General features: G+C 44.1%; 22 protein-coding genes. 14 read left to right on the top strand and 8 right to left on the bottom strand.

Translation table 11 applies throughout. The features are described 5' to 3' along the window. The first annotated feature begins 2 nt into the window (after positions 1-2). Positions 3-1,322 carry a 16S rRNA (cytosine(967)-C(5))-methyltransferase RsmB gene (gene rsmB, locus QME20_RS11660; RefSeq protein WP_239217949.1) on the top strand — a complete coding sequence of 440 codons (1,320 nt, stop codon included), beginning with the start codon at positions 3-5 and terminating at the stop codon, positions 1,320-1,322. A 64-nt stretch (positions 1,323-1,386) separates the two neighbouring features. Next, entirely contained in the window at positions 1,387-2,766 is a 1,380-nt protein-coding gene (gene trkA / locus QME20_RS11655) for a Trk system potassium transporter TrkA (protein ID WP_281715968.1), read from the top strand. A 112-nt stretch (positions 2,767-2,878) separates the two neighbouring features. Here trkA and QME20_RS11650 read toward each other — a convergent pair whose 3' ends face one another. Next, positions 2,879-4,330: a TrkH family potassium uptake protein gene (locus QME20_RS11650; RefSeq protein ID WP_014947725.1), complete on the bottom strand. Its 1,452-nt coding sequence runs from the start codon at positions 4,328-4,330 to the stop codon at positions 2,879-2,881. 265 nt (positions 4,331-4,595) lie between these two features. Continuing rightward, on the bottom strand, positions 4,596-5,249 hold the full coding sequence (gene elbB, locus QME20_RS11645) for an isoprenoid biosynthesis glyoxalase ElbB (RefSeq protein WP_014947724.1): 654 nt from the start codon (positions 5,247-5,249) through the stop codon (positions 4,596-4,598). A gap of 421 nt (positions 5,250-5,670) precedes the next feature. On the opposite strand from elbB, the gene polA reads away from it, so the two are divergent. After that, on the top strand, positions 5,671-8,463 hold the full coding sequence (gene polA, locus QME20_RS11640; RefSeq protein WP_281715967.1) for a DNA polymerase I: 2,793 nt from the start codon (positions 5,671-5,673) through the stop codon (positions 8,461-8,463). Positions 8,464-8,879: 416 nt separating this feature from the next. Here polA and yihA read toward each other — a convergent pair whose 3' ends face one another. Further along, positions 8,880-9,515, bottom strand: a complete 636-nt coding sequence (gene yihA, locus QME20_RS11635; protein WP_014947722.1) for a ribosome biogenesis GTP-binding protein YihA/YsxC — start codon at positions 9,513-9,515, stop codon at positions 8,880-8,882. A gap of 174 nt (positions 9,516-9,689) precedes the next feature. On the opposite strand from yihA, the gene QME20_RS11630 reads away from it, so the two are divergent. The 4 genes from QME20_RS11630 to QME20_RS11615 all read left to right on the top strand — a co-directional run bounded on the left by QME20_RS11630 (position 9,690) and on the right by QME20_RS11615 (position 12,427). Continuing rightward, entirely contained in the window at positions 9,690-10,313 is a 624-nt protein-coding gene (locus QME20_RS11630; protein WP_281715966.1) for a c-type cytochrome, read from the top strand. 300 nt (positions 10,314-10,613) lie between these two features. Continuing rightward, positions 10,614-11,315, top strand: coding sequence for a class I SAM-dependent methyltransferase (locus QME20_RS11625; RefSeq protein WP_080986387.1), 702 nt, complete (start codon positions 10,614-10,616; stop codon positions 11,313-11,315). Positions 11,316-11,442: 127 nt separating this feature from the next. Then, positions 11,443-11,946 carry a Der GTPase-activating protein YihI gene (gene yihI, locus QME20_RS11620; protein WP_014947719.1) on the top strand — a complete coding sequence of 168 codons (504 nt, stop codon included), beginning with the start codon at positions 11,443-11,445 and terminating at the stop codon, positions 11,944-11,946. Positions 11,947-11,965: 19 nt separating this feature from the next. Then, the gene (locus tag QME20_RS11615) at positions 11,966-12,427 is read left to right on the top strand and encodes a DUF2489 domain-containing protein (protein WP_039222303.1); all 462 of its coding nucleotides are present in this window, start codon (positions 11,966-11,968) and stop codon (positions 12,425-12,427) included. Between the two features lie 112 nt (positions 12,428-12,539). Here the strand turns inward: QME20_RS11615 and QME20_RS11610 are convergent, their stop codons facing one another. Then, positions 12,540-13,148: a DNA-3-methyladenine glycosylase I gene (locus QME20_RS11610; protein ID WP_187446856.1), complete on the bottom strand. Its 609-nt coding sequence runs from the start codon at positions 13,146-13,148 to the stop codon at positions 12,540-12,542. A gap of 146 nt (positions 13,149-13,294) precedes the next feature. Between QME20_RS11610 and glyQ the strand changes: the two genes are divergently transcribed. The 3 genes from glyQ to QME20_RS11595 all read left to right on the top strand — a co-directional run bounded on the left by glyQ (position 13,295) and on the right by QME20_RS11595 (position 16,810). After that, positions 13,295-14,200, top strand: a complete 906-nt coding sequence (glyQ, locus tag QME20_RS11605; RefSeq protein ID WP_014947716.1) for a glycine--tRNA ligase subunit alpha — start codon at positions 13,295-13,297, stop codon at positions 14,198-14,200. Positions 14,201-14,202: 2 nt separating this feature from the next. Continuing rightward, the gene (gene glyS, locus QME20_RS11600) at positions 14,203-16,281 is read left to right on the top strand and encodes a glycine--tRNA ligase subunit beta (RefSeq protein ID WP_110289606.1); all 2,079 of its coding nucleotides are present in this window, start codon (positions 14,203-14,205) and stop codon (positions 16,279-16,281) included. 85 nt (positions 16,282-16,366) lie between these two features. After that, on the top strand, positions 16,367-16,810 hold the full coding sequence (locus tag QME20_RS11595; RefSeq protein ID WP_039234509.1) for a hypothetical protein: 444 nt from the start codon (positions 16,367-16,369) through the stop codon (positions 16,808-16,810). Between the two features lie 171 nt (positions 16,811-16,981). Here the strand turns inward: QME20_RS11595 and gyrB are convergent, their stop codons facing one another. The 4 genes from gyrB to dnaA all read right to left on the bottom strand — a co-directional run bounded on the left by gyrB (position 16,982) and on the right by dnaA (position 23,413). Continuing rightward, positions 16,982-19,402: a DNA topoisomerase (ATP-hydrolyzing) subunit B gene (gene gyrB, locus QME20_RS11590; RefSeq protein ID WP_239238868.1), complete on the bottom strand. Its 2,421-nt coding sequence runs from the start codon at positions 19,400-19,402 to the stop codon at positions 16,982-16,984. Between the two features lie 8 nt (positions 19,403-19,410). Beyond that, entirely contained in the window at positions 19,411-20,499 is a 1,089-nt protein-coding gene (gene recF, locus QME20_RS11585) for a DNA replication/repair protein RecF (protein WP_101563203.1), read from the bottom strand. Positions 20,500-20,624: 125 nt separating this feature from the next. Further along, on the bottom strand, positions 20,625-21,725 hold the full coding sequence (gene dnaN, locus QME20_RS11580; protein ID WP_012516526.1) for a DNA polymerase III subunit beta: 1,101 nt from the start codon (positions 21,723-21,725) through the stop codon (positions 20,625-20,627). Between the two features lie 32 nt (positions 21,726-21,757). Beyond that, positions 21,758-23,413, bottom strand: coding sequence for a chromosomal replication initiator protein DnaA (gene dnaA, locus QME20_RS11575; RefSeq protein ID WP_049586370.1), 1,656 nt, complete (start codon positions 23,411-23,413; stop codon positions 21,758-21,760). A gap of 438 nt (positions 23,414-23,851) precedes the next feature. Between dnaA and QME20_RS11570 the strand changes: the two genes are divergently transcribed. Genes QME20_RS11570 through yidD form a run of 4 tightly spaced genes read left to right on the top strand, consistent with a single transcriptional unit; the run spans position 23,852 to position 24,782 of the window. After that, on the top strand, positions 23,852-24,019 hold the full coding sequence (locus QME20_RS11570; RefSeq protein WP_155279887.1) for a hypothetical protein: 168 nt from the start codon (positions 23,852-23,854) through the stop codon (positions 24,017-24,019). Positions 24,020-24,039: 20 nt separating this feature from the next. Next, positions 24,040-24,174 (top strand): 50S ribosomal protein L34, encoded by a 135-nt coding sequence (gene rpmH, locus QME20_RS11565; RefSeq protein ID WP_014290886.1) that lies wholly within the window; start codon positions 24,040-24,042, stop codon positions 24,172-24,174. A 15-nt stretch (positions 24,175-24,189) separates the two neighbouring features. Further along, positions 24,190-24,549, top strand: coding sequence for a ribonuclease P protein component (gene rnpA / locus QME20_RS11560; RefSeq protein ID WP_015000154.1), 360 nt, complete (start codon positions 24,190-24,192; stop codon positions 24,547-24,549). After that, positions 24,534-24,782, top strand: a complete 249-nt coding sequence (gene yidD / locus QME20_RS11555; RefSeq protein ID WP_014951464.1) for a membrane protein insertion efficiency factor YidD — start codon at positions 24,534-24,536, stop codon at positions 24,780-24,782. Before rnpA ends, yidD begins: the two co-directional genes overlap by 16 nt. Positions 24,783-24,784 lie beyond the last annotated feature (2 nt).

Here is a 24,784-nt window from a genome sequence, read left to right as displayed (position 1 = left end):
ACGTGAAACCATTACCCCTTCCCAAACAAAAGAACCTGCGCGCAGATTGCGCGTGGGTCATCTATCAAATTTTAGAACAAGGCAAGTCATCTCGTGAGTGCTTAGAGCGCGTTCAGCGCAGACACAACGCTAGAGATAACGCATGGCTTCAAGAGATGTCGTTAGGTGTGATGCGTCGCCTGCCCCTTTTACAACACTGGCTACGCTCTTTGTTGGATAGGCCTCTAAAAGGCAATAAGAAGGTCATTGAACACCTTATTCTTCTTGGTTTGTACCAGCTCAGTTTTTCCCGCGTTAGCAATCACGCCGCCGTAGGTGAAACCGTCGCCGCCGCCTCTTATTTAAATGCTGCAGGGCTAAAAGGGTTAGTTAATGCAGTACTGCGTAATTTTCAGCGTGAGAACCTTGCTGACAAACCGGTAGACGACACCATCATAAACAGCGGCTTACCAAAGTGGTTATTTAAGGCAATTGAGAACGCCTACGGTGACGACGCCGAGCAGGTACGTAGTGAAACGAATGCCATGGCCCCCATCTGGCTTCGCGTGAATAAATTGCAAACATCGTTGGCGGCATTTACTCAGGCTCTAGATAAAGCAGGGGTTGAATATACCCTTAGTGAAAACCACGCTGATGCGGTAATTCTGACTAAGCGAGAAGATATTACTGCCCTGCCCGGTTTTGAAAAAGGTCACTTTGCGGTACAAGATGGGGCAGCGCAATTAGCTGCGCATTACCTAAAGCCTCAAGCAAACGAACGTATTCTAGACTGTTGCGCCGCACCCGGTGGAAAAACAGGGCACATTGTTGAGTGTGCACCTGATACAGAGTACGTGTTAGCGCTTGATGCCGACGCTACACGCCTAAAACGCGTAGAAGAAAACATGACTCGCCTTAAGCATACGGTCGATATTAAGCAGGGTGATGCAGCTAATCCTGAGACCTGGTGGGACGGAAAGCCCTTCGACAGAATATTACTGGATGCCCCCTGCTCTGCAACTGGCGTTATTCGACGTCACCCAGATATTAGATGGCTTCGAAAAGCCAATGACATCGACAATCTAGCACAGCTACAACGGCGCATATTAGAAACCTTGTGGGGTCTATTAAAGCCAGGCGGCACGCTGCTTTATGCAACATGTTCTATTTTGCCAAAAGAGAACATGGCGCAAATACAGCAGTTTCTCGCCGACACTCCAGATGCCTCGTTATCGCCCATAGTGAAAACAGAAACCGTTGATAAACCCGGGCGCCAGATAACGCCAGGAGAGCAACAAATGGATGGTTTCTATTATGCGAGGCTGGTAAAGTCAGCAGACTGAGTTCAATAGTTGTGCAACGTCACACAGTTAAGACTTGCACGAATATGAAGGCAAAATAATAACGATGAAGATCATCATTTTAGGGGCCGGCCAAGTAGGCGGAACACTTGCTGAAAACTTAGTGGGTGAGAATAACGAAATAACGGTTATTGACTCTGACCCCACTATATTGCGCGCACTTCAAGACCGTCTTGATTTACAAGTAATAACAGGCGTGGGATCACACCCTGATGTGTTGCGTAAGGCCGGTGCAGAAGATGCAGATATGCTGATTGCCGTAACCAATAGTGATGAAAGCAATATGTTGGCCTGTCAGGTGGCCTACAGCCTATTTAAAACACCCACTAAAATCGCTCGCGTACGCTCTGAACAGTACATCATTTACCAAGAGCAGCTATATAAGCAGCAAGACATTCCCGTTGACCACATTATCGCTCCCGAGCAGTTGGTAACTAAGGCCATCAAACGTCTTATCGACTACCCGGGTGCACTTCAGGTGGTTGAGTTTGCTGAAGGCAAAGCCAGCCTTGTTGCGGTTAAAGCCTATTACGGTGGCTTATTGGTAGGCCACGCGTTATCTGCGCTTAAAGACCACATGCCTAACGTTGAAACCCGGGTTGCTGCCATTTACCGACGCGGCCGCCCTATTCGCCCGTTAGGTACCACGGTTATTGAGGCCGATGATGAAGTGTTCTTTATTGCCGCTACCAAGCACATTCGCGCAGTAATGAGTGAGCTTCAAAAGCTCGAATCAAGCTACAAACGAATTATGATAGCCGGTGGTGGCTTGATTGGCGCAGGCCTTGCGAAAAAGTTAGAGCACAATCATAACGTTAAGCTTATTGAATACAGCCCAGAAAGGGCCAAATATTTATCTGCGAACTTAGATAAAACCATTGTATTTAGCGGTGACGCGTCTGACCCTGAATTGCTAAGTGAAGAAAATATCGAGCAAGTTGACGCTTTCATAGCCGTTACCAACGACGATGAAGCGAATATCATGTCGGCCATGCTGGCAAAGCGTATGGGTGCACAAAAAGCCATGGTGCTTATCCAGCGAAGTGCTTATGTGGACTTGGTGCAAGGCGGTGAGATAGATATCGCGTTTTCACCTCAACAAGCCACTATCTCGGCGCTACTGACTCACGTACGTCGAGGTGACATTGTAAACGTGTACTCATTACGACGAGGTGCTGCCGAGGCTATTGAAGCGATAGCGCACGGTGATGAAAATACCTCTAAGGTGGTTGGCAAACAAATAGGCGATATTAAACTTCCGCCAGGTACCACGATTGGGGCTATTGTTCGAGACGATCAGGTGATTATTGCTCACAGCGATACCAAGATTGAAGCAAACGACCATGTAATTTTGTTCTTGGTTGATAAGAAGTACATCAACGACGTGGAAAAGCTGTTCCAACCCAGCGCATTTTTCTTTGGCTAGCGCTTTTGCAAAGCGTCATAGGTGCCGCAAGATTAAAAGTTGAAGACATAAAAATAAAGGGCGATATTTATCGCCCTTTTTTTAGCTCGTATCAAAACTACCGGTTTATTTGTTAACTGCGCCAGAACGTTGGTGAGAACAAGACCAGCAATGAGAAGACCTCTAGTCGCCCAAATACCATGGCAATCACCAGTATCCATTTGCCTGCGTCAGTAACATCAGCATAGTTGGCCGCTACGCTCCCCAATCCCGGACCTAAGTTATTCAGCATGGCCGCAGTAGCGGTAAAGGCGCTTAGGTTATCTAAACCCGTGGCAATCAAGCCTATCATAATGATAACAAACACCACTGCATAAGCTGAAAAGAACCCCCATACGGCCTCTACTACTCTGTCAGGCATGGCACGGTCACCAAACTTAACGCTGTATACCGCTTTCGGGTGAATTAGCCTATCAACCTCACGCTTGCCTTGTAGAAACAGTAAGCAGACGCGTACTACTTTTAAGCCCCCACCCGTGGAACTTGCGCACCCGCCGATAAAGCTTGAAAAAATAAGCATAATAGGGAGGAATGCCGGCCAGACTGAAAAATCAGTGGTTGCAAACCCGGCAGTGGTACTAATAGATACCGCTTGGATCATAGCTTGGTCTAAAGCCTGCTCTGCCGAGCTATAGTAGCCTGATAGCGTAAGTACTAGGAAACAAATCCCGATGAGTGAGGCTTGAATGATAAAGAACGCCTTAAACTCTGGATCGTTAAAATAGCCTTTAACCGAACGAGAGCTCACCGCCGCATAGTGTAATGAGAAGTTTAACGCAGCAATAAGCAAAAACACGGTACACACCACGTTTACCATAGGACTATTAAAATAGCCTAAGCTGGCGTCGTGGTTCGAAAAGCCACCAATAGCAACCGTTGAGAAAGAATGGCAAATCGCATCAAAAACATTCATTCCCGCAAGCCAGTATGCACCGGCACATGCAATGGTTATGGATAGGTAGATGTACCACAAATGCTTTGCCGTATCGGCAATACGCGGAGTCATTTTATTATCTTTAACTGGGCCAGGAGTTTCTGCCCGATAAAGCTGCATTCCCCCTACTCCAAGGATAGGTAAAATGGCAACTGCGAGTACGATGATACCCATGCCACCTAACCACTGAAGTTGTTGACGGTAAAACTGTACTGAGTGAGGAAGAAAATCTATCCCCTCAATAACCGTAGCTCCAGTGGTAGTCAGGCCAGAAAATGACTCAAAGAAAGCATCGGTTACCGTCATGCTTGGTTGCTCTAGCAAGATAAGTGGAATTGCCCCCACGCTTGCTAGTACTGACCAAAACAGCGCAACAATCAGAAACCCTTCTCGTGCTCTTAAGTCATTTTTCTGCTGACGGTTGGGATACCACAATGCCATACCGCCGATGACACAAAATATAAATGCGAGGATAAAAGGCAGGCCACTGCCATCTTGATAAATCAACGACACGATAGCGGGTGGGATCATGGTTACGCTAAAAAGCGCAATTAATAACCCAAGTATTCGTATGATGGCACGGTAGTGCATTGTTTGTTATGCCTTTATTTTTATAGTGCGCATAAGGACTACTGAGCCCTAGTTACAATGTGCTTTTTGATATGGTTTCAAAAAGCGAATCTATCTACGTGAAACAAGGTAGATGAAATCCTATACGTTACGCATAGGGTTTTGATTATAGGACTATAATGAACAAGGGGAAACCTTTGTCTCCCCACTACATTAGGCTAATTACACATAAAGGCACCTGATCTTTTCACTAGGAAAAAACCAACCACTTTTATTTTTTAGTTTCCTATTTCATAGCAAGCACGGTTTTAACCATTTTAGTAATACTCGCATTGGCTTCACTAATGCTTTGCGCCAGCATATACGCAGGTGTAGTAACAAGCTTTGCGTCATTATCAACAACCACCTCATCAACTGGGCACTCTACATGCGTGGCTCCTAATGCATTCAACCCACCAGCCGTGGCTTCGTCATTGCCAATGGTCAGTTTAGTTTTGTTGCCATACACTTTTGCTGCTAGCGCAGGTGCAATACACGCGTACGCTGCGGGCTTTTTAGCTTGTGCAAAGGCTTTGCACACTGTCAGCACCTCTTCGTTAAAGGTACAATTTTCACCGTCTACAGCAAACGTGCACAGGTTCTTCGCAGCGCCAAAGCCACCAGGTAAAATAAGTGTGTCAAAAGCAGTTACGTCGCACTCAGTCACGGGTTTTATATCACCTCGGGCAATACGGGCCGATTCTACTAACACATTTCGTGCTTCACCTTCTGATACCTCACCGGTTAAGTGATTGACTACATGCAGTTGGTTTACATCTGGAGCAAAACATTGGTAAGACGCACCTTCTTGCTCAATGGCTAAAAGTGTCAATACCGCTTCGTGTAACTCAGCCCCGTCAAACACACCACTACCACTTAAAATAACGGCTACTTGTTTCATATTGTCCTCCTAGACGCTATGCCATCTACTTATTCAAAATTTGGCTATTAAACACACAACTGTTCAAAAAAAGTTCTTAATAATACGTGTATACATTGTTAATGGTTATGCTACATTACTTGACCAACTTGGTTAAACCAAAAATAAACGTACACCAAGTTATCCACATAAAATGGAATGGTAAGTAGCAGGTACGCTGTTTTCACACCTAAGTCTCATTCCCTTATTTTTCTTGATTTGAAAGGTGATCTTTAACTTGACAAAGATCACCCGGATCACTGTGCCCAAAATTTTAGATCACAAAGTTATCCACAGGCGAAATGCGATCCGCTATCGACCTTAATGTTCCTTCATGATATGGCGATCTGCCCTAGCCTGTGGCATCCTTGCGCTCATATTCTCTATTGGAAAATCGCCATCTATGCCTGATTCTAAAAAGCCTCCATTTATTCTTGTCGATGGATCGTCATATCTTTTTCGTGCCTTTCACGGTTTACCACCTTTAACCAACTCAAAGGGCCAAGACACCGGTGCTATTTATGGTGTTGTGAACATGCTTAAAAGCTTGATCAAACAATACAACCCGACGCATATGGCGGTGATTTTTGATGCTAAAGGCAAGACCTTTCGCGATGACATCTATAAAGAGTACAAAGCGAACCGTCCTCCGATGCCGGATGAGCTAAGAAGCCAAATCGAACCGTTGCACGCCATCATTAAGGCAATGGGATTACCTGTTATTGTTGAATCGGGTGTAGAAGCTGATGACGTGATTGGCACGTTAGCCAAACACGCCACAGAAAAAGGTATTGATACCCTTATCAGCACCGGCGATAAAGACATGGCGCAGCTGGTAAATGAACATGTCACCTTAATCAACACCATGACAAACCAACTGATGGATGTCGAAGGTGTAAATACGAAGTTTGGTATTCCACCGGAGCTTGTGATCGACTTCCTTGCGCTTAAGGGCGATAAAGTCGATAACATCCCAGGTGTACCTGGTGTAGGTGATAAAAGTGCTCAAGCCTTGTTAAACGGTATTGGCGGTATCGACGACATATATAAGAACCTGGATAAAATTGCAGATCTGTCGTTTAGAGGCAGTAAGTCGATGGCGGCTAAAATGCAGGAATACGAAGAGCAAGCTCGGCTTTCTTATACCCTAGCTACTATCAGCATCGATCTTGACCTTGACTATGATGTCGAAGCTCTTATGCCTTGCCAAGCCGATAACGAACAACTTCGCGATCTGTTTGCCGAATACGAGTTCAAACGCTGGCATGCAGAAGTAAGCGCGCTAATAGCCGGCGGAGATACCTCTGGTGCCAATGCAAACACCAACGAAGAAAAAAGCGATAGCGCAGAAGAGAGCGAACAAAGTGAATCGGTAGAGATAGATAAGTCGAAGTATGAGACAGTGCTTGATGAGGAACGCTTTAATGCGTGGGTCGCGAAGCTAGAAAAAGCCGAGCTAATCGCTTTTGATACCGAGACAACCAGCCTTAACTACATGGATGCGGAGTTAGTTGGTGTTTCATTTTGTATAGAGGAAGGTGAAGCAGCTTATGTGCCTGTTGCTCACGATTACCCAGATGCACCCGCCCAGCTATCACGAGAATTCGTATTAGACGCATTAAAACCTATTTTAGAATCGGACACCGTGATCAAAGTAGGTCAACACATAAAATACGACAAAAACGTATTAGCGAACTATGACATTACCTTAAACGGCATTGGCTTTGACACCATGCTTGAGAGCTATGTACTAAACAGTACTGCACAGCGCCATGATATGGACTCACTTGCCCTAGCCTACCTTGGTCATAAAACTATTCACTTCGAAGAGATTGCGGGTAAAGGCGCAAAGCAGCTAACGTTTAATCAAATTAGCCTTGAAGAAGCTGAGCCTTATGCCGCAGAAGATGCTGATATCACGCTTCGCTTACACAACGCTATTTGGACTAAGTTGAAAGAAATTCCTGAGCTTAAAAATCTATTGATAGATGTTGAGGTTCCCCTAGCCTGTGTACTTTCTCGTATGGAACAGGAAGGTGTATTGATAGACAGCCAAAGGCTGCGTCAGCAAAGCCAGGATCTTGCCACCCGGATTGCCGAGCTTGAAAGTGAAGTACATGAGGAAGCTGGCGAGCCATTCAACTTAGGTTCTACTAAACAGCTTCAACATGTCTTGTTCGAAAAAATGTCGCTACCGATCATAAAGAAAACGCCTAAAGGGGCGCCGTCTACTTCTGAGGACGTACTGCAAGAACTTGCGCTTGAGTACCCGTTGCCGAAGAAGATCATGGAATACCGTGGCCTAACCAAGCTAAAGAATACCTACACGGATAAACTTCCTAAGATGATCAATCATCGTACGGGTCGAGTGCATACTTCTTATCACCAAGCAGTAACCGCCACGGGACGACTCTCTTCTACCGATCCTAACTTACAGAACATCCCTATCCGAAATGAGGAAGGTCGCCGCGTGCGTCAGGCATTTGTACCCAGAGAAGGAAATAAGTTCGTCGCAGCCGACTACTCACAAATTGAGCTGCGCATTATGGCGCACCTTTCTGGCGATAAAGGTCTGTTAGATGCCTTTGCGCATGGTAAAGATATTCATAAAGCAACCGCAGCGGAAGTTTTTGGTGTGCCACTTGATGAAGTAACCACTGAACAGCGTCGCAGTGCAAAAGCGATTAACTTTGGCTTAATTTACGGTATGAGTGCCTTTGGGTTGTCGAAGCAACTTAATATTCCACGTAATGAAGCACAAAAATATATGGATCTTTACTTCGAGCGCTACCCAGGCGTGCTTGAGTACATGGATTCAACACGTGAGAGCGCGAAAGAAAAAGGTTATGTAGAAACCGTATTTGGTCGCAGACTTTATTTGCCTGATATTAAAGCCAGTAATGGTGCACGTAGAAAAGGCGCAGAGCGCGCAGCGATAAACGCGCCTATGCAAGGCACAGCGGCAGACATTATTAAGATGGCGATGATCAAAGTTGATGACTGGATTAGAAAAAATGCATCTGATGATGTGACAATGATGATGCAGGTGCACGATGAATTGGTTTTTGAAATAAAAGAAGACAAAGTGGAAACCTATGTCTCTACTATTACTGCTCTTATGGAAAGCGCAGCTACGCTAAATGTTCCGCTGGTTGTTGAGGCTGGTGTGGGCGAAAACTGGGATGAAGCGCACTAGTTTGGTAATTAGATTACAGTTTTTACATTAAAAGGCGCGTTATATTCATTAAATTTGGTAATTTAATTACATAACACCCTTGCCTTTTCTGTGCTTTGTTGTAATATTACACATGTAGGGTACAGAGGTGAGAAAGCTGTTTTCAAACCTTTGCTTTAACCCCGACAGTTTTGTCGGGGTTTTTTTATATCTACGGGAAATAAATAATTCATAAATATCAATAACTTAAAAAATAAAGCGAATTTTATTTTAATTTTTCTGAACTTTTCTATTTATCACGACTCTATATCTACGGTTTTTATGTGTTTTCTCTCAGTTTACGCCTCGCTCTATGCGGGGCGTTCTTTTGTCTAACACCCCATCATACCTATACATCGGGCACGTCAGATCAGCACAAACGGTAAGGGTGAATTGAGCTACTGTACTTCGCTATCAGACTCTTCTGTTTCGTCTTGTTTATCTAAGCCAAACCACGTATCCAAAATACGCTCTAATTCGGGTAACCCGTGCTTATTTAATGACGAGAAGGTTTGCACGGTAACATCGCCCATAAATGCCATCGCAGCTTCACGCGCCATTAACAGCTGTGCCTTTCGCTTACCGCTTTTAAGTTTGTCGGCTTTAGTGAGAAGTGCCAGTACTGGAATATTTGAGGCTACTGCCCAATGGATAAGATCTTGGTCTAAATCTTTGAAGGGGTGACGAATATCCATTAGAACGACTAATCCTTTAAGGGACTTGCGCTTTTGAAGATATTCACCAAGTGACGCCTGCCACTTCTTTTTCATGGCTACTGGCACTTTTGCAAAGCCATATCCTGGCAAATCAACCAAGCGTAAGTCTTCTTCTAACTCAAAGACGTTGATCAATTGGGTGCGACCCGGTGTTTTACTCGTTCTTGCCAAGTTCTTCTGACGAGTTAACGTGTTAAGTGCACTCGATTTACCCGCATTAGAGCGGCCCGCGAACGCTACTTCAATTCCGGTATCATTCTTTAAATGACGAATATCAGGTGCGCTCGTAAAGAATTTTGCTTTGGTGTAATACGACATCTAGACTTACCTCCACATGCGTCTCAACCTTCGGTTTACAGTTTTTTAATGAATAAACCAACTAAAAACCATAGTTTTATCATGGAATAGGTTTTTCTGACGCGTTAAATGTGTAAAATACGCATGATATCACGTATATCACGCGAGCCGTTGGATCCATTTAAGAGATTTATTATGAAAAAACTGTGTTTGTTGGTATGTATGTCTTTAGGTTTAAGCGCAACTGCTATGGCAGAAGGCGACGCCGAGGCAGGTAAAGCGAAATCTGCAGTATGTGCAGCCTGTCATGGCCCTGATGGCAACAGCATGATTGACATGAACCCAAAGATTGCTGGCCAGCATGAGGAGTACATTGTTAAGCAATTAACCGAATTTAAACTTGCCTCTCAAACAGGTGGCGAGGAAGGTCGTAACAATGCTGTCATGAACGGCATGGCTGCCCCACTTTCAGAGCAAGACATGAAAGACCTAGCCGCTTATTTCTCAAGCCAAGAGCCAAAGGCGGGTGAAACACCAGAGCAATACGTTGAAGCTGGCCGTGCATTGTACCAAGGTGGCGACGAGTCTCGAGGCGTAACTGCATGTATCGCGTGTCACGGTCCTAAGGGCAACGGCATGGGCTTAGCAGGTTTCCCTGATATCAGCGGTCAACATGCAACTTACACTGCAGCTCAATTGAAAGCATTCCGTTCAGGCCAACGTCACAATGACATGAATGGCATGATGCGTGATATTGCGATGAAATTAACCGACGAAGATATTGAGATTTTATCTAACTATATCGCGGGCTTACACTAAGCATTACCGTTTTTGCACATTGTTGTTAAAAATTTGTTACCGAAAAAGTTGTATTTTGAAATTATTCGTGTAATCTAACGGCGTAGTTTGTAGGTGCCTTTGAAAAGCTACAAGCTAAATAACAAGAATAATAATAAAAATGCAGCATGGAAGACGGGATAAAGAGCCACGAGGGCCAAAAACAACAATACAGCTCTGCTAACAATAAAAATAAGGGGAGCACGGCTAGGGAAGCAAAATACACATAGAAGTGTATAACGGGAGAGGTGTCATCTGACACTCATACAATGTAAGGTGATGGTGAGAACCATCACCTTTTTCTTTTTTAAGCCCCTTATTATTGTTCACTTTCCTATGTACTGTCCTTTATGCAAAAGCGCTAACGCGCCATCTCACTATCACTCAGATAAAAAGCGCGATTACCTCCAATGCAATCAATGCAAACTCGTTTATGTTTCTCCTGAATTCTTGCCATCTAAAGAAGTAGAAAAGCAGGAGTATGACCTTCACGAGAATAGCTTTGAAGACGAAGGGTATCGAAAGTTTTTAGGAAAGGTTTTAACGCCACTTACACCTTTTATAAAAGACATGAAATTTGGTGAACTCCGAGGACTAGACTTTGGCTGTGGCCCTGCGCCTGTTTTAGCAAGTATGCTGGAAGAAGAAGGCGTTAGGATGAATATGTACGATCCCTTCTATGCACACAACTTATCGGTACTTGAGCAAAGCTATGACATAGTGACATGTACAGAGGCTATAGAACACTTTCACGCCCCTCATGTGGAATGGGCGCTTTTTAACAAACTTGTAGCTTCTGGTGGCGTTCTTGCCATCATGACCAAGCGCGTACTTGATAAAGCCAGGTTTGCAAATTGGCACTATAAAAACGACGTCACCCACGTTAGCTTTTTCAGCGAAGCAACCTTTCAATATTTGGCACAACGAGATGGCTATGATGTCACTTTTCCTGCCAGCGATGTCGTTCTATTGAGAAAGCGCTGAAACAAATTCCCGTAATACTTTATGTTCCCCGTATTGATTTTGCACTGCATACCCAAAGATCAATACGTAGACACTAATTCGCGCTATAATAGCGCTGTTTTTTCACTCTCTTTGTTATTTGGAAATTATGGCACGTTCAAAGAAATCACGTAAAGTCGGCCTAATCGGCGTTCGTAAAGATCCTGACTTTAAACCAAGCGAAAACCGTAAATCAGACTCGCCTCGCCCTAAAAAGCATAAAGGTAAGCCCGCTGGTAATCGCCACAATGTTGAACAGAAAAAAGTGACGGGCAAAAAGAGTGCAGAGAATAAAGATCCGCGCCACGGCAGTAAAAAGCCTATTCAGCTTGTAAAAGCAGTGACGCCCACCCCTGCTCAAAAGAAAAAGTACGCCACACCAGCCCAAGAACTGGCAGCGCTTGAAGCAGATCAACGCTTGTCAGATTTACTCGACAAACTTGACGACGATAAACCGCTCACCCGTGAGCAACAAGCTTATGTCGACGAGAAAATGGCACGCCACCGCATTCTTTGTGATCTATTAGGAATAGTAGAAGAGGATGATGAAGACGACGATATGGATCCGTTTAATGATTTAGACGCTATTAATATCGACGACTTTAAGCACTAATAAAAAACGGGAAAGAGTCATGCTTTGGGCAGTACTTTCAGGCATCGCGCTACTAATTATTCTTGCGCTAGGTTTTTACGCAGGCAAACTGCTGTTTATGTTAAAACAACAAAAAGAGCGACAAGAAGCGGCAAGGCAGTCGCGCGTAGCCACTATAACCGACAGTATTATAGTAATAGCTAAGGCGATGGAGCAGCAGCAATGTGATTTGTCAGAAGGCGTAATTCGCATCGTGAACTTGCTTAACGCGCTTCCAATAAGTACTCCGCCTGATTTTAAAGCGCAGTATCCCAACATTCATGCACTATTCACAGAGGTAAGCGGTTTTGCGATTTTAGAAGCAAGGCAACAGCTACCTAAGAATGAGCGAAGAAAGCAAGATATCGCTCGCGAGCAGATTGAATCGGAATACGAATCTAAGGTGCTGGACGAATTACCACCGCTGAAGGCGTATTGTGAGACACTCGTAGCCACTAAATAACGAGTAAGCGCGACGCTGATTTAAAAGATAAAAACTAATGCAATCAATATCGAAAATGGCCGAGTACAGTATGTAGTCGGCCATTTTTTTAACCCGGTTACCTTTGCCTATGTCACTTTATCGCGAGCTCGCAGGTACGTTCGTAACAATGACACCCTACTTCGTGGTCATTGACCATACCCACAGCTTGCATAAAAGCATAGCAAATCGTTTCACCTACAAAATTAAATCCGTGCTTTTTAAGTGCTTTTGACATTGCTTTAGACGCATCAGTTGATGTGGGTGCTTGCCTGAAGTCTTCCCACGCATTAATGACCGTACGTCCATCTGTAAATTGCCAAATAAAATCACTGAATGGCTGCGACGCTTCAATAGCTAAAAAACCCTTGGCATTTTTGATAACCGACTCTATTTTGAGCTTGTTTCTGATTATGCCGCTGTCTTGCATAAGTCTGTCGACATCATCGGGGCCCATTTTCGAAATTTTCTCAGGGTCGAACTGGTAGAATGCCTGTTCAAAATTCTGCTGTTTTTTCAAAATGGTCAGCCAAGATAAACCAGCCTGCTGTCCATCGAGGCATAACTTAGCAAACAACGCGCGACTATCTAGCTCGGGTACCCCCCATTCGTTATCATGATACGCTAAATAAATAGGGTCGCTGCTTACCCAACCGCAGCGATGCAAAGGCATATTTTTTTCTATTTTTGTTTGATTGGGCATGGCTTAAGATTAAATCCTTGTTGTGAAGTGGCATATTGGCTTTATTCGTGACGTTTTTTCACCCTTTACACCTACATACTATGCCTCACAAATTGTATACTATCCCACCTTTATTTTAAGTCAGATAACTAATAAGCAGCGGATGTATGCAGAAATACGATATTAAGACCTTTCAAGGGTTGATCCTTGCGCTTCAAGATTATTGGGCGCGTCAGGGCTGCGTTATTATTCAGCCTCTGGATATGGAAGTGGGTGCCGGTACTTTTCACCCTATGACGTTCCTACGTTCTTTAGGTCCAGAGCCAATGAGTAGCGCCTATGTTCAACCGTGCCGTAGACCGACCGATGGTCGTTACGGTGAGAACCCAAACCGCTTACAACATTACTATCAGTTCCAAGTAATGCTTAAGCCTTCACCTGACAATATTCAGGAGTTGTACTTGGGCTCTTTGAAAGAGTTAGGTTTCGATCCGCTGGTTCATGACATTCGCTTCGTAGAAGACAACTGGGAATCACCCACGCTTGGTGCATGGGGTCTAGGTTGGGAAGTGTGGCTAAACGGCATGGAAGTAACTCAGTTTACGTACTTCCAGCAGGTAGGCGGTCTAGAGTGTAAGCCTGTTACCGGCGAAATTACCTACGGCTTAGAGCGACTCGCCATGTACGTTCAAGGTGTCGATAGTATCTACGACCTGGTTTGGACTGACGGCCCTATGGGCAAAGTGACCTATGGCGATGTGTTCCATCAAAACGAAGTAGAACAATCGACGTATAACTTCGAACACGCCAATGTTGAAGCTTTATTTAGAACCTTCGACGAATGTGAAGCAGAAAGCAAAAAGCTTATCGAAAACAACCTTCCACTTCCTGCCTATGAGCAGGTTATGAAGGCGTCACACGCATTTAACTTGCTTGATGCTCGTCATGCTATCTCAGTGACCGAACGCCAGCGCTATATTCTTCGCGTTCGAACGCTAGCCAAAGCGTGTGCAGAAAGCTATTACCAAGCACGTGAAGCACTTGGCTTCCCACTATGTAACAAGGAGGCATAAGCGTGCGTACAGAAAATTGTTTAGTTGAATTAGGTACTGAAGAACTCCCACCAAAAGCGCTTAAGTCTTTAGGTGAAGCCTTCGCCACGCAGTTTGAAGCTGCGCTTACGCAAGCTGACTTAAGCTTTGATTCAGTCAGCTGGTTTGCAGCCCCTCGCCGCTTAGCCGTTTATGTTTCAGGTCTTGCTGAAGGTCAGGCTGACAAAGTAGTAGAGAAACGCGGCCCAGCAGTATCAGCCGCGTTTGACGCCGACGGTAATCCCACTAAAGCAGCACAAGGTTGGGCTCGCGGTAACGGCATTGACGTTGCTGACGCAGAACGCCTTGTAACTGACAAAGGAGAGTGGTTACTTCATAAAGCCCACGTTCCAGGGCAATTAGTTGCAGAGCTTCTAGAAGGGCTGATAAACCAAGCGGTAAGCAAGCTACCTATTCCAAAGCCAATGCGTTGGGGTAATTACAACACTCAGTTTATACGCCCGGTTCACACCCTTTGCGTGCTTTACGGAAGCGAAGTGGTTAACGTTTCTGTATTGGGCCTAACAAGCGGCCGCGTTGTTCAGGGTCACCGATTCCACGGCGAAGGTCGCTTTGAACTGGATCATGCTGACAATTACGCCTCTGCCCTAGAGCAACAATATGTGCTGGCAGATTTTGAGGCGCGTAAAGATAAAGTGCGTCAGCAGCTTGAAGACGCAGCGCAAAGCTTGTCGCTTAAGCCAGACTATAATGAAGACTTACTAGAAGAAATCGCGTCACTTGTAGAGTGGCCGGTTGTACTTCAAGCTGGTTTTGATGAGGCTTTCTTAGCAGTACCGAAAGAAGCGCTTATCTATACCATGAAAGACGACCAAAAATATGTGCCGCTGCTAGATAGCGATGGTGCACTTTCAAACACTTTCTTATTCGTAACGAATATCGAAAGTCGCGATGCGTCTCAAGTTATTTCTGGCAATGAAAAGGTTATCCGCCCTCGTCTTGCAGACGCTGAGTTCTTCTTTAACAGCGATAAAAAGACGACATTAGAAAGCCGCCTTGAAAGCTTAGAAACCGTGTTGTTCCAAAAACAGCTTGGTACGCTAAAAGAAAAGTCTGAGCGTATATCTGCCCTATCGGCGTTTATCGCGTCGCAAATAGATGCGAATGAAACACAAGCTGCACGAGCAGGTCTTCTAGCTAAAACCGACTTGATGTCGAACATGGTTATGGAGTTCCCTGACGTTCAAGGTGTTATGGGTAAATACTATGCGCTAAACGACGGTGAAGATGCGCCCGTTGCAGAAGCACTGTATGAACAATACATGCCGCGTTTTGCTGGTGACGCACTTCCTAGTTCAGGCGTTAGCGCGTCGGTCGCGCTTGCTGACAAACTAGATACTCTTGTGGGTATTTTTGGTATTGGCCAGTTACCTAAGGGTGATAAAGACCCATTTGCGCTTCGTCGTGCAGCTATCGGTGTATTACGTATTGTCACTGAGCTGTCACTGCCGCTAGATCTTGAAACGTTAGTAAGCAAAGCTATCGATGTGTATGGCGATAAGTTAACGAATGCAGAAACACAATCTCAGGTTGTTGATTTTGTATTGGGTCGATTTACTGCGCTCCTACAAGATCAAGCTATCGCCATTGACGTTATTCAGGCCGTTGCTGCTCGTCGCCCTACTAAGCCAGCTGACTACTTAGCCCGAGTTCATGCGGTAGATAAGTTCAGAGCATTGGAAGAAGCCGAAGCGCTAGCTGCCGCTAACAAGCGTGTTGCAAACATCCTTGCTAAGCAGAACGTTGAAGTGACAGACACAGTGAATATTGATGAGTCACTGTTAGCTGAAGAAGCTGAAAAAGCGCTTTACGTTGAGCTGAAAGCCGCACAGAAAGAAGTTGATATTGCTGTTCCTTCACAGGACTACACGCGTATTCTTACTGCGCTTGCAACCTTACGTAATGTAATCGATAACTTCTTCGATAACGTAATGGTTATGGCTGATGACGAAGCGGTTAAAAATAACCGACTTGCTTTACTGTCGCTTTTAAGGCAACTTTTCCTTACTACCGCAGATATATCTATTCTCGCGAAGTCGTAGGCTAGTAAGAGTTAATGCGGTTTTATGCCGCGAAAAACAAAGAGCCCAGCTTTAACGTTGGGCTTTTTTTATAAATGGAGACGCTGTGAAAAAGTTACTAACTATTGCTTCTATGTGCATAGCACTTTCAGCATGCTCAAGCAGTGGAAGTTTTAAAATTCCAGAAATAGCACCGGACGTGCCTCGCATTCAATTCGAAAACATGTTCCTAAGAGGTGTATTTAACTGGTGGGAGGCTGACCCAAGTTACAAGTTCAAACGATCAAATTCAGGCTGGACAGTGGACGTTGAACTCATAGCCGACGGACAACCTTATGATTTTAGGTTGTCCGATGCAAAATGGACGCCCTCACAAAGCTGTGGCGGCAAATATAAAGGGCAGCCTGTAATGTTAGGCTCCACTGTTTATTTAGTCTGTGAACAGGGCTCAGAGAACTTGCAATTTACCCCCTCCTCAACTGGCACCTATCGCTTTACAGCAACAGCAGCAAGTGCGGGGGAAGTCGCTCTGGTTGTTTCTAAAGTTTAGACTTGAGTGCCGTGTAGTAGTAGCGGCATTCACCAAGCTTTTTTCATTGTAAAGACTCTTGCCTCACGTTCAATGCCAATAAAAAGTTCTCTGTTTTGTACGAGTAATTCACCTGAGCTTAGGCAAAAAAAAAGCGACCCGTTGGTCGCTTTTTTCAAATAAATAAAAGCTCTACACGTCTAAGTTTTCCACTTTCAGCGCGTTAGCTTCGATAAACTCTCGACGAGGCTCAACTTGGTCACCCATCAATGTAGTGAACAGCTGGTCACAACCAATGGCATCCTCAATGGTAACTTGTAGCATACGGCGGCTTTCAGGATCCATGGTGGTTTCCCAGAGTTGCTCAGGGTTCATTTCACCTAGCCCTTTATAGCGCTGAATGTATTGGCCGCGTTTCGCTTCGTTCATTAGCCACTCTAGTGCTTCTTTGAAAGACTCAACTGGCTGTCTACGCTCGCCACGCTGAATGTAGGCGTCTTTGCCCATCATGTCGTTAATGGCAAGGTTAAGCTCTTTAAGACGCTGGTATTCCGACGACTCGATGAACTCATGATCGATAATGTACTCATAATCAATTCCGTGCATACGCATAATGATTGTAATGTAGTACTCGCTAAGCTCAGCATCAGTGCGAATTTCATAACGGTATGTAGCACCATCGTTTTCGCGCTCTGTAAGCTGCTCTACGAAGTGTTTCGCCACATGCTCTAGTGCAGACTCATCTTTAAGGTCTTCAAGGTTTAGCGTAGGCGTGTAAAGCATTCTGTAGAGGATAGATGCAGGCATAAGACGTTTCATACGTGCAATCATCTTCTCTACCGATTGGTACTGCTTAACAAGGTTTTCAAGGCCTACACCACTAATACCTGGGTCTTTATCGCTGGTGTGCAAAGACGCACCGTCAATTGCGATTGATGTTAGGTAGTTAATTAGCGCATCGTCATCTTTAAGATACTGCTCTTGTTTACCCTTCTTCACTTTGTATAGCGGTGGCTGTGCAATATATACATATCCACGCTCAATGATTTCAGGCATTTGACGATAGAAAAATGTGAGTAGAAGCGTACGAATGTGAGAACCATCTACGTCAGCATCGGTCATGATAATGATGCTGTGATAGCGTAATTTTTCAGGGTCATACTCGTCACGACCGATACCACAACCTAGTGCCGTGATAAGCGTCGCAACTTCCTGAGAAGAAAGCATCTTATCAAAACGCGCTTTCTCAACGTTTAGGATTTTACCTTTAAGCGGCAGAATAGCTTGGTTTTTACGGTTACGACCCTGCTTAGCTGAACCGCCCGCAGAGTCACCCTCCACTATGTATAATTCACTAAGTGCAGGATCTTTTTCCTGACAGTCAGCTAGCTTACCCGGCAGACCAGCCAAATCTAGCGCACCTTTACGGCGTGTCATTTCACGGGCCTTTCGTGCAGCTTCACGAGCACGAGCAGCATCAATAATCTTACCCGCAATAATTTTACTTTCTGCAGGGTTTTCTAATAAGAACTCTGCTAGCTTTTCATTCATTGCCGATTCGACAGCTGGACGAACTTCAGAAGATACAAGCTTATCTTTAGTCTGTGAGCTGAATTTCGGATCTGGTACTTTAACGGAAATAACCGCGGTTAGACCTTCACGCGCGTCGTCACCACTGGCATTCGTTTTAGCCTTTTTGTTCAGGCCTTCCTTTTCCATGTAGTTATTCAATGTACGCGTCAACGCTCCACGGAAGCCCGCCAAATGAGTACCGCCGTCGCGCTGAGGAATATTGTTGGTGAAACAGAACACGTTTTCTTGGAAGCTATCGTTCCATTGCATCGCTACTTCTACTGCAATACCGTCTTCTTGTTCACTGCTGAAATGAAACACTTTCTGGTGAACAGGTGTTTTCTTTTCATTTAGGTACTCAACGAAAGCTTTGATACCACCTTCGTACATGAAGTGGTCTTCTTTTCCATCGCGTTCGTCTTTCAAGCGAATAGACACACCAGAGTTCAAAAATGATAGTTCACGAAGACGTTTAGCAAGAATATCGTAGTGGTAAAGCGTATCTGTGAAGGTGTCTGAACTTGGCCAGAAACGGATCATAGTTCCCGTTTTGTCAGTATCGCCTGTTACGGCTAGTGGCGCCTGTGGAACACCATGATGATATTCTTGTTCATGCGCTTTACCGCCGCGACGAATACGAAGCTTCAGACGGCTTGAAAGTGCATTTACTACTGATACACCTACACCGTGCAAACCGCCCGATACTTTATAAGAGTTATCGTCGAACTTACCGCCGGCGTGAAGAACCGTCATAATAACTTCAGCTGCAGACACACCCTCTTCTGGGTGCATTTCAGTTGGTATACCACGTCCATCGTCAGACACAGATACTGAGCCATCGCTGTGAATGAGCACAGTAATCTCAGAACAATGTCCAGCAAGTGCTTCATCGATAGAGTTATCGACCACCTCGAAAACCATGTGGTGTAATCCGGTACCATCATCAGTATCACCGATATACATACCAGGACGCTTTCTTACGGCATCTAATCCTTTAAGTACTTTAATACTGGACGAGTCGTAGTTGTTCTCTGCTGACATACTAGCTTTTACTCCTCTTTCACGTTTCCATGTTCCACGTGAAACATTTTCTTTTCGTTGTATTTTTGTATAAAAGCGAGCTGCGTGGATTCTATTGCAGTAACGAAAACCTGCGTATCCATTTTGAGCAACCCATCAATAAATTGTTCTCTTTTATCGGCATCTAGTTCGGCACCTACATCATCAAGTAAAAAGATACTTTTACGCTGCGTTGCCTTATTAAATAGCTTAGTCTGTGACATTTGAAGCGCTGCCACAGCCATTCTAAGCTGCCCTCTCGATAAAAGCTCCTGGGCGTTTACTCCATTCACTTTAAGCCTTAAATCGGCTTTATGGGGCCCAGAAGAGGTATGTCCTATTTTACCATCATACTCACGTTTTTTAACTAGGCTTTCTGATAAACCGACATCTTTTTCCCACCCTTTATAGTAACTTAATTCCACATCGAAGTTAGGAAGAAATTCTTGCGCATATTGCTTAAAAATAGGCGTAAGGGTATCCACATATTCCTGACGCGTAGCCGATAGAGATTCACCTAGTTCTGAGAACTGAGACTCCCAATATTGATTTTGTGGTGCGCTTAAATTTGCCTGCTGTTTCAGTAAGGCATTTCTATGTTTTAAAAATTTACCATACTGATTAGCAAGTGATTGAAACTGATGTTCCACGTGAAACAATCCCCAATCACAAAAACGTCGACGCTCGGAAGGCGAACCAATTATAAGGTCAGTACTCTGCGGAGTAAAAAGTTGAAGTGGTACCAAGCTAACTAAATCTGATAACTTATTTGAATGTTCACCGTTAATACTACAGGTGAATGTCTCATTTCTACTTCGTTGAAAACCTAGCTTTAATTCATCCCCTTCTTCAGTTTTGCATGACGCGAAAACACTGAAGCTGTCCTTCTCATTTTGAATAACCGAACTGTGTTTATTTGTTCTAAAAGAACGTCCAAAGCCCAGGTAATAAAGTGCTTCGATTAACGAGGATTTTCCACTCCCATTCACGCCTTTAATGATAGTCAACGCTGGTGAAGGAGAAAGTGATACGGAAGTAAGATTACGAAACTGTGTAATCTGGACGCGGTCCAGTTTCATGAGGTCACACTGATGAAAGAAAAGAAGCGAGGAGTATCAACACTCATCGCTTCTTGAATTGATAATTTAAATAACAAAATAACGTGGAATATGCGAAACGCTGCAAACACTTAATGTAGTAGTGACTACAGTCGCATTGGCATAATAACGTATAACGCGGCGTCATCAGCATCATCTTCGATTAGCGCACTTGCGTTTGAGTCTGATAGGCTAACTTTAACACCATCAGATCCAAGCGCATTCAACACGTCAATTAAATAGGCAACGTTAAAGCCAATTTCTAAATCGTCACCTTGATATTGAACATCAACGATTTCTTCCGCTTCTTCTTGCTCTGGGTTATTAGCCGTTATCTTAAGCTCACCAGAAGACAAGTTTAATCGTACGCCTCTAAACTTTTCGTTAGATAGAATGGCCGCACGTGAAAATGCTTCTTTTAATACGGCTTTACTCGCAATAATTTCCTTGTCGCCATTTTGAGGTAAAACACGGCGATAATCAGGAAATCTGCCATCAACTAATTTCGAAGTGAAAATGAAATCGTTTGAGAAAATTCGAAGATGGTTGGCGCCTATTTGCACCTTAAGAGATTTATCATCTTCGCTAATAAGACGAGAAATTTCTAACACGCCTTTACGTGGAATAATCACCTGACGAGATGGCAAAGCGGTCTCGTAGTTTAGGCGACAAAGAGCAAGACGGTGACCGTCTGTTGCAACGGTACGAATGATATTCTCTTCCGTTTCAAGGGACATACCATTTAAGTAATAACGTACGTCTTGTTGAGCCATTGAAAAGCTCGTTGCATCGATAAGACGTTTTAGATCACTGCACGATAATTCAAACTCAACTTCACCTTCCCAGTCTTCTAAATTTGGGTAGTCGTTGGCAGATAAAGTAGAAAGCGTATAACGACCTCGACCGGCACGAATAAGTGCTTTGCTGCCGTCTAACGAGAAATGAATATCTGTTCCTTCAGAAATACCGCGAATAATATCAAACAGCTTTTTAGCAGGAACAGTAATTTCACCTTCCGTGAATTCACCTTCTAATTTCACGCTAGAAATTAGTTCTACCTCTAAATCTGTACCAGTAAGCCAAAGTGCGTCCTCACTTACTTTGATGAGAACATTGGAAAGAATTGGCAGTGTGTGTCTACGCTCTACAGCACCAGATACCAACTGTAGGGGTTGTAAAAATTGTTCGCGGCTTATAGTAAATTTCATCGCAGTGCTATCTCGCCTCTAAGGTCGTGGTGTTAGGAAGACAAAGTCCTAATGAGGTTCTTATAGTCCTCTTTTATATCATGACTTTCTTCTCTTAGCTGCTCTATTTTTCTACAAGCGTGTAAAACCGTAGTGTGGTCTCGTCCACCAAACGCGTTTCCTAGTTCAGGTAAACTGTGGTTGGTAAGTTCTTTGGCCAGCGCCATCGCGACTTGGCGAGGACGCGCCACACTACGACTACGTCGTTTAGACAAAATATCAGCTACTTTTATCTTATAATAATCTGCGACGGTTTTCTGAATATTATCAACGGTTACCAATTTTTCTTGAAGTGCGAGAAGGTCTCGAAGCGCTTCACGAACGAAATCAATAGTGATAGGGCGACCGGTAAAGTTTGCGTTAGCAATAACACGGTTAAGTGCACCCTCGAGCTCACGTACGTTTGAACGCAATCGCTTAGCTATAAAGAACGCCACTTCATTAGGTAAGTGAATCCGGTTCTCTGCCGCTTTGCGCATCAAAATAGCCACTCGGGTTTCAAGCTCTGGTGGCTCTATAGCAATAGTTAAACCCCAACCGAAGCGCGATTTCAATCGATCCTCTACCCCATCAATCTCTTTAGGATATCTATCAGAAGTAAGTATGATTTGTTGGTTACCTTCAAGAAGCGCATTGAACGTGTGGAAGAACTCTTCTTGTGAACGCTCTTTATTAGCAAAGAATTGAATATCATCGATAAGTAACGCATCAACGCTGCGATAGAAGCGCTTAAAGTCCTCTATAGCGTTATTTTGTAGTGCCTTAACCATATCCTGCACGAAACGCTCTGAATGCATATACACAATTTTAGCGTCACCGTTATTAGCTACGATGCCATTACCCACTGCATGTAATAAGTGAGTTTTACCTAAGCCCGTACCACCGTAAATGAACAGTGGGTTGTAAGAACCGCCTGGGTTATTTGCAACTTGAGTTGCAGCCGCACGTGCTAGCTGGTTAGATTTACCTTCGACAAAGTTGTCGAATTGATAAGTCGGATTAATATTACTTTTATGCTTCATCGCCTCAGGGATCGGGATCACTTTCGGCGGTGTAGACGATCTTGGCGCTTGATCTGCGTATGCATTATATCCATTACGGTCGTGGTTTTGCGCACCGCGATCATTTAGATCCATACCCTGTGTGTATGAAGGTGATTTTGAAAACGCATTGTTTTGTCCTTGATCACCCGCTTGGCTTGCCGATGATGGCATACCGCTATTCGACATTGGTGAATAAGACGATGTGTGCTGCCCATTACTGCCGCTGTGAACAGGCTGATTACTAGGATTATAGTTCTGATACCCTTGACCGCCCGCAGGTGCACTAGGCTTACTTGGTTGATTATTAGGCGTATTTGGAGCAGGCGAAGATCCGCTGGTACTTACAGGCTGACTACGGCTTACGCTGTGACGATTCATCACTTCTAAACGCAATTGTGGTGCGTCACTTCCGGCAAACTCTTTTAGTAGTGCGGTAATATTATTCAGGTACTTGTCTCTTACCCAATCAAGTACAAAACGATTGGGAGCATAGAGTGCAACCACGCCTTGTTGTTCTTCACAAACAAGCGGTCGTATCCACATACTAAACTGCTGCGTTGGTAATTCTTGACGCAATCTTTCAAGGCATTGGTTCCACAAGGACATGGTACGTAGTTAGCTCCCGTAACTCGCTAGAAAAACCAACTCCTGAAAAGCCAAGCATAAAGAAAGCAGGCACTAAAAAGCGCCATTAGAAGAAAATAGCGTTGGAAGTGTTGGGTAGCAGCGAGAAATTAAGTTATCGTTTTAATCGCTGTGGATTATCTTACTTTATCAACACAATGTAAATGGCGATCCCGATCGATCTTTTCGATCAAAACAACAAGCAACTGATTAGCAAGCTTTTTTCTTTTAGATCAAATCAAACTATAACGAGAAAAATTCATTCTAAATTTGTGCTAAAAAACCGTTAGATCACCTTGCTTTTTATATATATCTCTGTGTTTTTCACAACGCACTGTGGATAACCTAACCAAATTTTACGCGTTATTCACAGACGATTTGTACGAAAACTGCGTTATCGATTAAGCTATCGATTAGAAAATGCAAAAATTGTTCACTTATTCATCCGAAAAGCGAGAATATGCATTGACAGCACGCCCCGAGATCTCTAGAATTCAGCGTCCTTTTTCGATGGGCTTTTCTGGTGAAAACACCACATTGTTCTGGCAACAGCATAATGTGTTACCAAAAACGCCTATGTTTAACTAAATATAAGTGAGACTTTGGTCATGAAAAGAACATTTCAACCGAGCAATCTAAAGCGCAAGCGTTCTCACGGTTTTCGTGCTCGTATGGCGACTAAAAATGGTCGTAAAGTACTAGCAGCTCGCCGTGCAAAAGGCCGCGCTCGTCTTTCAGCTTAATTGAAAGACGCCAAAGTGGGCGAGAATAATTTTTCTAGGGAGTTACGTCTGTTAACTCCCACCCACTTTACCTATGTGTTTGATAACGCAACCCCAGCTGTATCTCCCTCTTTTACTGTCCTAGCCAGAAAAAATACACTTTCAACTCCTCGTTTAGGCATTACGCTCGCGAAAAAACGTATCCGTAAAGCTCACGATAGAAATCGTTTGAAGCGATTAGTCAGAGAAAGTTTTAGGCATAAACAGCACAACTTACCCAATGTCGATATTATCGTTATTGGCAAGTCTGGCGCTGACAACCTTAGCAACCAAGAAGTTTTCGCTACATTGGACAAGCTATGGAAAAAATTAAACAAGCGTTGCGGCAACTCTTAATTGCAGTGCCTTTGGCATTGATAAAATTCTATCAATGGTTCATTTCCCCTATGTTAGGGCAACGATGTCGTTTCCATCCTTCTTGTTCTTGGTATGCTATAGACGCATTAAAAACGCACGGATTAGTAAAAGGCGGTTGGTTATCTATTAAACGCATATTAAAATGCCACCCTTTGCATGCCGGCGGATATGATCCAGTGCCGGAAAAACAACAAGATAAACACTCAAAATAAAG

Source organism: Alteromonas sp. CyTr2, from assembly GCF_947311905.1.
Taxonomy (GTDB): domain Bacteria; phylum Pseudomonadota; class Gammaproteobacteria; order Enterobacterales; family Alteromonadaceae; genus Alteromonas; species Alteromonas macleodii.
This window is presented reverse-complemented; position numbering and strand designations above follow the sequence as displayed.

Excerpts from the sequence above, each read along its gene's own strand:
- trkA (WP_281715968.1), top strand. The coding sequence starts at position 1,387 with ATGAAGATCATCATTTTAGGGGCCGGCCAAGTAGGCGGAACACTTGCT.
- QME20_RS11650 (WP_014947725.1), bottom strand. The coding sequence starts at position 4,330 with ATGCACTACCGTGCCATCATACGAATACTTGGGTTATTAATTGCGCTT.
- elbB (WP_014947724.1), bottom strand. The coding sequence starts at position 5,249 with ATGAAACAAGTAGCCGTTATTTTAAGTGGTAGTGGTGTGTTTGACGGG.
- polA (WP_281715967.1), top strand. The coding sequence starts at position 5,671 with ATGCCTGATTCTAAAAAGCCTCCATTTATTCTTGTCGATGGATCGTCA.
- yihA (WP_014947722.1), bottom strand. The coding sequence starts at position 9,515 with ATGTCGTATTACACCAAAGCAAAATTCTTTACGAGCGCACCTGATATT.
- QME20_RS11630 (WP_281715966.1), top strand. The coding sequence starts at position 9,690 with ATGAAAAAACTGTGTTTGTTGGTATGTATGTCTTTAGGTTTAAGCGCA.
- yihI (WP_014947719.1), top strand. The coding sequence starts at position 11,443 with ATGGCACGTTCAAAGAAATCACGTAAAGTCGGCCTAATCGGCGTTCGT.
- QME20_RS11615 (WP_039222303.1), top strand. The coding sequence starts at position 11,966 with ATGCTTTGGGCAGTACTTTCAGGCATCGCGCTACTAATTATTCTTGCG.
- QME20_RS11610 (WP_187446856.1), bottom strand. The coding sequence starts at position 13,148 with ATGCCCAATCAAACAAAAATAGAAAAAAATATGCCTTTGCATCGCTGC.
- glyQ (WP_014947716.1), top strand. The coding sequence starts at position 13,295 with ATGCAGAAATACGATATTAAGACCTTTCAAGGGTTGATCCTTGCGCTT.
- gyrB (WP_239238868.1), bottom strand. The coding sequence starts at position 19,402 with ATGTCAGCAGAGAACAACTACGACTCGTCCAGTATTAAAGTACTTAAA.
- recF (WP_101563203.1), bottom strand. The coding sequence starts at position 20,499 with ATGAAACTGGACCGCGTCCAGATTACACAGTTTCGTAATCTTACTTCC.
- dnaN (WP_012516526.1), bottom strand. The coding sequence starts at position 21,725 with ATGAAATTTACTATAAGCCGCGAACAATTTTTACAACCCCTACAGTTG.
- dnaA (WP_049586370.1), bottom strand. The coding sequence starts at position 23,413 with ATGTCCTTGTGGAACCAATGCCTTGAAAGATTGCGTCAAGAATTACCA.
- QME20_RS11570 (WP_155279887.1), top strand. The coding sequence starts at position 23,852 with ATGCAAAAATTGTTCACTTATTCATCCGAAAAGCGAGAATATGCATTG.
- rpmH (WP_014290886.1), top strand. The coding sequence starts at position 24,040 with ATGAAAAGAACATTTCAACCGAGCAATCTAAAGCGCAAGCGTTCTCAC.